The organism is Streptomyces sp. NPDC090442, assembly GCF_044769405.1.
Taxonomy (GTDB): Bacteria; Actinomycetota; Actinomycetes; order Streptomycetales; family Streptomycetaceae; genus Streptomyces.
On record NZ_JBIVXW010000139.1, the window covers coordinates 1 to 9,822 of the forward strand.

The following is a 9,822-nucleotide window of genomic DNA, read 5'->3' on the forward strand; positions in this document are numbered from 1 at the left end:
GAGCTTCGTTGCATACGGAGAGGCCATCCTGACAGACCGTCACCCAGCTGTGACCTGCAGATTCGTGGAACCCCCAAGACTTTGCAACAGCCCTGCCTTTCGGGACCGGTCGCCAGGACCGACATCCGACCGGTTCCCCGTGACAGCCGCCTGGAGGGGCGACCACATGTCCCGGGTCCCGCTGCCTTTCGGCCGCCGGCATCCGCTTCTTGGGCTTCCTGTCCCGCCGAGGAATTCCGCCCCTCTTACGATCGGCCTACCGAGCCGGAAAGCTCGGACCCCGACGGGGTTTCCACGTTCCGCGCACACGAGATACGGCCGGGGTGGGCGCCCCCTACACCCCGGGGCCAGCGGTGTTCCCACGGCCGGTAGATCGTCACCGGCCGCCGCTCGCCGCCTCCTCCAGCGGCCAGACCCTGCACCCTGCTCCTCGTCCCGTCTCCCAAGGCTTGGGCTAACGAGGCATCATCGGGGGTTCACTTGCGTTCGCCCGTCCGGCCTTCCCCTCGCCCGGTTGCTCCCCCGGACGGAGCGGGGGCCCTTGAGCTTCTTCCCTGGGCTTCGCACCCCCACAAGCGGGACCTGTGAGCGCACGCCAGGGCGGGGACTGATCTCGAACACTGATCAGGAACTACGCCACCGGTCTATAACCGGCCTCCAATCTGCGAGTTCACTCGAATACGCGACTTCGTGTCGCACCGATCAACGACCATTGCTCGTCCGATAAGTCGCTTGGGTAGGGCTTGCGTTCACTCACCCGGTCACATCACCAGATCACCACCTGCGGACCGGCAGATTCCGCCCCGCCGCCACACCATCAGGCGACAGCAGATCAGCTCAAAGACTCACGAACCGCCCACTAAGAATGGGCAGTTAGAAGCCATCCGATCAAGAGATCCGGGCCGGTGAATAACCCTCCTGCTGGGGAATTCAGTCGACCGGTGCTGGCACGTCTTTCTTGTCCGTCTGTGCGGGACCAGTATCAGTGTTCGGGGCGAGCTTGCCGCTGCGTCGAGTTGGGCGACGCCGCCCGGGGTGCCGGCTGCGGTGATGGGGACTGCTCCAACGTCGGCCGCTTCGAGCGTAACCTCAGCCGCTGATTGGCCGTTGACAGATTGCACCCGGCCGTCTGCCCCCGGGGTTCCTTGTCCGCCGCGTGCGCCTTGGGGGCCTGGTTCGCCCTGGGGCCCGATCGGACCGCGGTCTCCCTCGGGGCCGCGGGGGCCAACCAAGGATGCGAACCAGTCGGCCGGGGCGCGTTCGAACGCTTCTGCGACGGCTACCTCGTACGCGGAATCGCCCCCCACGGCCACGTAGTTGGGCTTGGTCGGGTCGGTCGACGCGAGGTCGACGAGCGGCACCTCGATGGGCACAGGGCCTGATAAGAGCGGCCTGCTGGTATGCCTGACAGGGACTCGGTCACGGTGTACGACCAGCCTGACGGGTCCATGTGAGGGGCGTCGGTGGCCGGCAGGGTCGCGCTGATCTGCCCTTGCGTCTCGAGCTGTGTGACAACCGGGCCGCCGAGGATCACATCGGCGGTGGGGAAGGTGAGTTGGGCCGGTACGCGAAATGTCACGCTGCCGGAAAGGGTCGGCCATCGAGTGAGAGATAGCGCCCGGTGACGGTGGAGATGGAGTCGGAAGCACGCGACATCACCTCATGACTGGTCGGTAGGGCGTTGGGGTGAGCGCCGGAATGCGGCTTCGGCAAGGCCGTGGAAGCCTGTGGAGGGGGTCAACCAGTCTGAAATCGGAGTAATCATGAACATTGACGACAACGTCGACGGCTCGGTCCAGCAGATGGAAGACGAGGCCAGGGATCGGTTCGGTAAGGACCCGCAGTCGAAGGACGAGGCACGGCGCAAGCCTTCGCAGGACCAGCCGCAGCGCAAGCCTTCGCAGGCGCAGCAGCAGGGCCAGCCCAACTCTGACAATCTGCGGATTGACATCGGCGACCTGTCGTAGACCGGGGGCACCCGGCTGCGTCGGCTCGGATGCTTCTACGCTTTGCTGGCGTTGGCCGTGTTGCCTCCCCACATGCCCTGGCACCACGCAGTACAGGTGCCAGGGCCGTTGGTGCGCCGGGCCTGGCCGAGTTGTTCGGCGCGCAGGTCGCCCCGGCCACCGTCGCTTCCCGGGTACGGCGCTGCGCGGAGACTCTTGACACCTTCGGCCCGCTGGTTGCCGAGCGTGTGTCACCGCGCCCTGGCGTTCTTCGGCGGGACCGGGTTCCGCACCGCCTTGCGTGCGCACGGGCCGCACTCCGCCTCCACCGGCACCTGAAGTCACCTCGGCGTCCACCCCAAGCGCGACACTGACGGCATCGGCGCCGCTGGGATACCGCTCGCTTTCCGAGGCATCGTCATGCACGGCGCCTGGGCACCGTATACATCTTCACCAGGCCACTCGCGCACTGTGCTCAGCACACGCACTGCGGGAACGGATCGCGGTGACCAACCGCGCAGGAGAGACGGCTCACTGCGCGGCGTACCGGGCCTCCGACGCCCTGCTGACCCTGAAATGGGCTGCGGACACCGCCCGGGAAACCGGCACCGGACAGATCGACACCGCGGTCACCGCCCGACAACTGGCTGGCCTGCGCATCGCGGCCGCCGACGGGCTGGAGGCCACCGCCGACCGGTCCTCGAAGACCGAGGCCAAGCACCACGCCCTGCTCAATCGCCTCACGCGACGCTGGGAGGACTCCGCGCGCTGGGTCCATGACCTGGAACTGCCTTTCGACAACAACGCCGCCGAGCAGACATCCGGACGGCGCAACGACGGATCAAGGTCTCCGGATGCATGCGGGCCCTGCAAGGCGCCAAGGCTTCGCCGCGATCCGCGCCTACCCGGCCACCGTCGACCACCACGACCAGAGAATGCTCAGCACCCACCCTCGGCACAGCCCTACGCGGCAAACCTTAGGCACCCGCCACTACTTGACCCACCACCACACCCGCCACCCAGCGATCAAGCATGCCCAGCCAGAACCACCTATCCGGCTGCTCCGGGCACACCTACAGTATGTGATAACGATTCGTGATCGGGTATATCGATGTGGTGACCGCTGGGTCTGCCCTGAAGGGGCCGCTTGTGATGCGCAATGGACCGTATCGCCGTGAGGGCACCGCCTTGGCCGGTGCCCGTCCTGGCCTGGGTTCCCTCTGTCGCGGCATCGCCGACGGGAACAGGGGCGAGGGCGAATCGGCAGGCCAGCACACGCCGTTGTCAAGAGCTCGGCGGCAGGGGCGGTGAGCGGGTTGTGGCGACAGGTCCTGACCGCCTACACCAGCGACCAATTGCCCCCCGGCGGGCGTGAGCAGCTGCTGGCTCGCGCTGCAGCCGAACTCGCCCATGCCCACCGTGCCGAGGACCGCCCGCCGCCGACGGCAGCAGAGGTGCAAGTGATCGCGTTGGAAGAATTCGGCCTGTTCCTGGACACCAAAATCGCCACCGCAGCCCTGGCCCAACGCAAGGCGCGTACTCGGTAGCAGCCCGGTGATTCCGTTCACCGCGCGGAGCGGCGTGGCAGACCTGAGCCCGCTACGCGGGTGCGAGGCCAGTGTCGTCACCGCTCCGCGGGAGCATTCCCCAGGCCACCCAACCCCGCGGTCCGGCAACGCCACAGACCCCGGCACTACACCAGGCATCCGGCGCGCACCACAGGACCGGCGACCCTGCCGGGTCTGCGCTCTCCAAAATCGATAGCGACAAGACGCTGCCACGGAGCGCGTGGCGATCTTGCGGTGCTTGCCACAGCAGTGGCATCGCCGCAGAGGAGAAGCTCGACGGCACGTACAAGGTCTGTACCGTCAACGGCTCCGTTTCGTAGTCGGTGGTGACGCTGTGCCCTCAGGCGGGGGAGGATGCGGTGGTGGAGAAGGCGGCTCAGGCGGCGGGAGCGAGGTGCTTTCCCGCGCAGGGTCCAGCGGCGTCGGCCTTTGCCGCGAGGGGAAGTGGCCGAGGGCCCGGACGGCCTTGCGGATGCGGGCGTTCACGCTCTCGATCGCGTTTGTGCTGCAGATGGTAGGCACGCCCGCAACGGGGCAACGGGACGTCGGCGCGCGTCGGTTCGTTGTGGACGCCGCCGGCGATGCGGACGGCCAGGAGGGTTCCTGTGCGGCCGGCGGCGCCCTTACTGGGCTTGGCATGTGAACGTGCGTCATGGTCCGAGCCGCGCTGTGGTCCTGCTGGTGGGTGGTCACGCGTGTGTTCTGCGTGGGGTGAGTCTTTGGGGGTTGTGCGGCCCCGACTGCCGGGCGCGGCGCGTCGGGGCCGACCGCATGGTGAGAAGCGGCGTCCTCTCCAACGAGTCCACGGACAAGGCGTCACAGCGGGTTGGGCCGATCGGGCTATCCACTACCTGATCCGTCGAGGGGCCGCAACTGCTAGAGAGAGTGCGGTTGCTGCTGGGTTGCTGCTGGTTGGGGGTGTACGAGGGTGGTGAAGACGGCCATGCAGGGTGCGCAGTGCGCTTCGGTGGGCGCGGTTGCTGCGGTGAGGGTGGGGGGTATGAGGTGCAGGGGGTATCCGCACAGTGTGGTGGGGGTGCTGTGGGAGATGATGTGCCAGAGAGTGTTTGGGCTGCCGGGGTATGCGGGGGCGCAACACATGACGTACACGGCGGCTGCCTTCCCGTGCTGCCCGCTCCGTCTCCGTGAGGTGTTTGAAGACGGGTGGGCTCTGTCCGAGGGCCTTGCGGCCTAGCCGTGGTTCCATGCAACCTCGGTGTGCCCATACGGGCGATCCCGATGGCCCAAACGGGTGAGCGAGGGGGAGTGATCTCGGCGCCGCACGGGGGGGGGTGGTCAGGGTCGTGATCCCGGGGCGCGGACGCGTCGTACGCTGGGGCGGGCGTGGTGCGTCGTGCCCAAGGGTGGTCAGGTTTCGATCGCCGGTGCGGCCGGCGATCCTGGCCGGGTTGCCAGTGGCGGAGCCCTGGCCAGGATCTGGTCGGGGCTCACCTTCGAGGCGGTCGAGGGAGACCATGCTGGGTTCGATCTGCAGACCGGCGACGGCTTCGGCGGCGCCCCGGCCCTGTCGTGCGTGCCCGATGGCGTGCCGACGGTGGTGCCTTTGACGCCCGGTACACCGCTCACGACGCCGCCGGCGCACGTACTGTCCCGCCAGCCGACCGTCCCGACGGACGTCCCGAGCCGCCGCCGACACACAGCCTGTCACCCGGACCGACCACAGCCACACCGAACCCGCTCAGGTCCACACCGACAGAGTCGGACGCCGCCGGTTGGAGATCACCCCGGTTACGCTCGTCCGTGAGGAGGATCGGTGGCTGGCTGCGCGGAATATGCTTGCGTCATGCCAGCGGTCGGCTTCGCGTCACCGCACGCGCAGTGGTCGGCCGGTTCGGGCTGTTCGGGGTCCTGGTCGTGGTTTTCCTGGAATCCGGCATCCCTGTCGGTTTCTTCCTGCCGGGTGATTCCCTGCTGTTCGCGGTCGGCCTGCTGGTCACCACAGGTGAGCTGGACGAGCCGCTGTGGCTGGTGTGTGCGGCGGTGGTGGTGGTCGCCGCCGTCCTCGGCGATCAGGCGGGGTATGTCCTGGGGCGCAGGGCGGGCGCCTCGCTCGCCGAGCGCCCGGGCTCCCGGCTCGTCAGGCGCGGGCACATCGACAGCACGCGTCGGTTCTTCGAGCGGCACGGGCCGAAGGCGTTGATCCTGGCCCGTTTCGTACCGCTGGCCCGGACCTTCACGCCGATCGTCGCTGGTGCGAGCCGGATGAACTACCGGACCTTCCTCACGTACAACATCGTCGGCGGGGTCCTTTGGGGGGCCGGGCTGATCCTGCTCGGGGCGGGGCTCGGCACCATCGTGTTCGTCCGCGAGAACATCGAGCCGATCATCATCGCCATCGTGGTGATCGCCACGCTGCCGGTCATCGTGGAACTGCTGCGCGCCCGCTTGGGGAAGCGGTGACCGCACCCCCGGACCCTGCTTCTGCGCATGCGCCTGCCCGGGGCCGAGACCATACTTGTGCCTGTTGGCCACCATGCGACCTTGAGTGCAGCGGAGGAGCCGCTGTGACGATCTCCGGCAGGGATGACAACGGCGTTGCCGCGGAGCCCGTCGGTCAGCTGGATGTGGCCGTCGCCCTGCTCGATGCACAGGGAACCGTGGCGGGCTGGAGTGCCGGGGCTGAGGCCTTGCTCGGCCATAGGGCGGACGAGGCCGTGGGACAGTGCGCGGACCGGCTGCTCCGGGTACCCGAGCTGGCGCCGGAAGCACTGGCAGCCGTGGCGGAGGCGGCCCCGTGGCGGGGCCGCCTGGCCCTGCGGCATCTCGACGGGGACGACGTCCGGCTGACCGTGGACATCTCCCGGCTGATCTTCCCGCCGGAACGGGTGTGTTGGTTGATCACGGGCACCCCCATGCGGCCTGGGCCCCGGCCGGGGATGATCACCTCGCTCTACGAGGACTTCCTGCACCAGTCACCAGTCGCCATGGCCGTCTTGGACGACGATCTGCGGTACGTGTGGGTGAACCACGCGCTGGAGCACGGCGGGGGAGTAGCCGAGGGCCAGGCTGTCGGGCGCCGCTGGGGCGAACTCCAACCAGGGCTGATCGTGCGCAGGGCCCGGGCCCACATCCAGCGGGTGCTGGACACGGGACGCCCCGTGATCGATCACATCTATCACGGACACGTCAAAGCCGACCCGAGGCACGAGCGCGCATTCGCCATGTCCGCCTTCCGCCTGAAGGATGCCGGGACCGGCAGCGTCGGCGTGGGCTTCATGGCCCTGGACGTCACCGACCGCTGGCAGGCCAGACGGCGGCTGATGCTGCTCAACGAGGCGGGCACCCGGCTGGGGCACTCCCTGGACCCGATGCGCACCGCACAGGAGCTCTGCGACGTGACGGTGCCACGCCTGGCCGACTGCTGCACCGTCGAACTGTCGGACTGGGCCGTCAAGGGCCACGAGCCGGTCAGGGAACCCCTCGGTGAGGACGCCGTACTGGTCCGCTCGGGCAGGCTGTGTTCGGCGCACCAGTGCTGGCGCCCGGCGGTGAAGTGCGGCGACACGGTGCGGTACGCGGGACCCGCTTCCGTCGTGGAGAGCCGGACCACGGGCCGGGCCATACTGACCTCCGAGTCCGAACTCGCCCTCTCCGCACGTCCGGTGCGGGACCCCGCCGCCGGCACCATGTCCCAACGTCCGGGCTCGGCGATGGTCGTACCGCTGCGTGCCTGCGACATCGTGCTGGGCGTGGCGATTCTCGTGCGCCACAACCTGCCCGAGCCGTTCGAGACCGACGACCTCTTCCTGACGCAGGAGGTCGCGGCCCGCGCATCCCTCTGCCTGGAAAACGCACGCCGGTACACCCGGGAGCATTCCATCGCGGTGACACTGCAACGCAGTCTCCTGCCGCACGACTTGGCGGGGGAGACGACCTTGGAGATCGCCTCCCGATATCTGCCGGCACATGCCCGCGAAGGAGCCGGCGGCGACTGGTTCGACGTGATCCCCCTCTCCAGCGCCCGCACCGCGCTGATCGTCGGCGACGTCTACGGACACGGCATCCAGGCCGCCGCCACCATGGGACGACTACGCACCGCAGTACACACGCTCGCCGCCATGGACCTGCCCCCCGACGAACTTCTCGCCCGGCTCGACGACCTCGTCCAGCGCCTAGCTGAGCACGCCCCTCCCAGGACGGATAGCCTTGGCGCCACCTGTCTGTGCGTCGTCTACGACCCGGTGAGCCGGCAATGCACCATGGCCACAGCCGGCCACCCCCCCCATCCTCCTCCACCCCGATGACACGACGACGGTGCCCGACCTCCCCGCCGGTCCACCACTCGGCACCGGCGGCCTGCCCTTCGAAGCCATGGCGATGGAACTGCCCGACGACACCGTCATCGCGCTGCACACCGACGGACTCCTACACGCACTCACCCCGAACACCAAGCCAAGCCCCGACCGGCTCATCCACGCACTCACCCCCGGACACCGGACGCTCGACAACATCTGCGACGGCGTCGTCAACACCCTTCCCCCGCGACCTCTCAACGACGACGTGACCCTTCTCCTAGCCCGGACACGAGCACTCCACGCCGACCAGACGACGCAGTGGGAACTCCAGCGGAACCCAGCCGTCGTCTCGCACGCCAGGAGACTAGTCAACGACCAGCTCCACACCTGGGGACTGGACGAGCTGCAGATCACCACGGAACTCATCGCCAGCGAACTGGCCACCAACGCCATCCGCTACGGAACCGGCACCATACGACTACGCCTCACCCGCAGCCTCACCCTCATCTGCGAAGTCACCGACGACAGCAGCACCGCACCAGACCTGCGCCACGCACGCACGACCGACGAGGGCGGGCGCGGGCTCTTCATCATCGCCCAGATCGCCCGCCGCTGGGGCACCCGCCCATTGCCCACGGGCAAGACCATCTGGGCCGAACAGAACCTGCCCCCGTCCCCATAGGCCGTTCAACCCAAGACACAGACACCCATCCCGCATCGGAACTGGCGACTTTGTACCACGAGCGCTGGGAAGCGGAATCCGCCTACCGACAGATCAAGACCTTCCAACGCGGACGCCAGAAAGTCCTACGCTCGACCGACCCACAACTGGTGCGCCAAAAGGTCTGGGTACACGCCGTCCTCAAGCGCGAGGGCGTGGCCGGTGGCACAAACGGGTGAGCGACGGGGGGGGTGAGCTCGGCACCTCACAGGAGGTAGTCATGGGCTTGATCCCGGGGCGCGGGCGCGTCATGCGCTGGGGCCGGCGTAGTTGATGCGGCCGCTCGCTGAGTGGCGTATGGCGTCACCAGTTAGGGCGGTGCACTGCTCGTCATGACAGCGTGACCTCGCGCAGAAACCGGCGCCGACACGCACGTTCTCAACCGTTGAGCGAGTGCCCGAGGTGAAGCGTGGCCCCGTCGCACGGCACCCCTCTTTGCGCAAAGAGGAGGCGAGTAGGACTCACTTCCTTGCGTTGAAGCGACTCTGTCGCGGTTGATGATTGCTTCTGCAACGACTGGAGCGTGTGTGCCCACGTGTGGGCACCCGGTCGGTGCAGAGGGCAATCGAGCGCCATCGAGCGCAACGGAAAACAGGTAGTTTGCCCCGGTATTCCGACAAAACCGCAGGTGAGACGCGTCTCAGTTTTGGGTTCGACTCCCCTAGGCTCCACACCTAAGATGCCTCTTGACCTGCGAAAACGCATGGTCAAGAGGCATCTTACGTGCCCATATGTGGGCACGGCAATGCTGGGGGTGCTGCCTCCCCTGGGCTTTGTGGGCGGGGTGCCTGTGGCTTCGGTAGGGCGGGAATGGAGGGCTTGCTCTTCTTTCGGTGTGGCTTGGGCCTGTCGTGCGTGGCTGGTGCCCCATCCGCCGGTCTTGGGTGAGACATCCCGCTTAGTCACTCTCTGTGATGCCTTGTCGGTGGACTCGTTGGAGAGGGCGTCGCTTCTCACGATGTGGTCGGCCCCGACGCCTCGCCCGGCAGTCGGGGCCGTAAATCCCTCGAGCCCCACCCCGCGCAGAACACACGCGTGACTATCCACCGTTCATATACGGCGCGGCTCGCCCCGTGGGCACGTTCACATGCCAGACTCAGGCGAGGGCGCCGCTGGCCGTACAGGGTCCTCCCCTGCCCGTCACCATGGTTGGCGGCGTCCGCACCCAACAGCCCCGCACCAGCATCCGTTGCCGTGTTGCGTTCCAACACCACCAAGGCCAGGGATACGGCTCAGCTTGACTCTGTCGGGGATCTTGGATTTTCCCGGTGAGCTGGGGTGATCGGTGGGCATGCTCGGGGTGTTCCGAGAGCCCATGCAGTTGTCGAGGT

General features: G+C 67.7%; 4 protein-coding genes and 3 pseudogenes. 6 read left to right on the plus strand and 1 reads right to left on the minus strand.

Annotated features, from left to right (window positions below; genetic code table 11):
• Positions 1–1,763: 1,763 nt before the first annotated feature.
• The 3 genes from ACIQU6_RS42970 to ACIQU6_RS42980 all read left to right on the plus strand — a co-directional run bounded on the left by ACIQU6_RS42970 (position 1,764) and on the right by ACIQU6_RS42980 (position 3,493).
• Entirely contained in the window at positions 1,764–1,967 is a 204-nt protein-coding gene (locus tag ACIQU6_RS42970; RefSeq protein WP_403487893.1) for a hypothetical protein, read from the plus strand.
• 280 nt (positions 1,968–2,247) lie between these two features.
• Entirely contained in the window at positions 2,248–3,045 is a 798-nt protein-coding gene (locus ACIQU6_RS42975; protein WP_403487895.1) for a transposase, read from the plus strand.
• A gap of 208 nt (positions 3,046–3,253) precedes the next feature.
• Positions 3,254–3,493 carry a hypothetical protein gene (locus ACIQU6_RS42980; protein WP_403487897.1) on the plus strand — a complete coding sequence of 80 codons (240 nt, stop codon included), beginning with the start codon at positions 3,254–3,256 and terminating at the stop codon, positions 3,491–3,493.
• 450 nt (positions 3,494–3,943) lie between these two features.
• On the opposite strand, the pseudogene ACIQU6_RS42985 reads toward ACIQU6_RS42980, so the two are convergent.
• A pseudogene (locus ACIQU6_RS42985) lies at positions 3,944–4,027 on the minus strand (transposase); the annotation flags it as partial.
• A gap of 1,248 nt (positions 4,028–5,275) precedes the next feature.
• Here ACIQU6_RS42985 and ACIQU6_RS42990 point away from each other — a divergent pair.
• The 3 genes and pseudogenes from ACIQU6_RS42990 to ACIQU6_RS43000 form a co-directional block, all read left to right on the plus strand.
• Positions 5,276–5,935, plus strand: coding sequence for a DedA family protein (locus ACIQU6_RS42990; protein ID WP_403487899.1), 660 nt, complete (start codon positions 5,276–5,278; stop codon positions 5,933–5,935).
• Positions 5,936–6,118: 183 nt separating this feature from the next.
• A pseudogene (locus ACIQU6_RS42995) lies at positions 6,119–8,362 on the plus strand (SpoIIE family protein phosphatase); the annotation flags it as partial.
• Positions 8,278–8,619: pseudogene (locus ACIQU6_RS43000) on the plus strand (transposase); the annotation flags it as partial. The pseudogenes ACIQU6_RS42995 and ACIQU6_RS43000, both read left to right, overlap by 85 nt.
• Between the last annotated feature and the right edge of the window lie 1,203 nt (positions 8,620–9,822).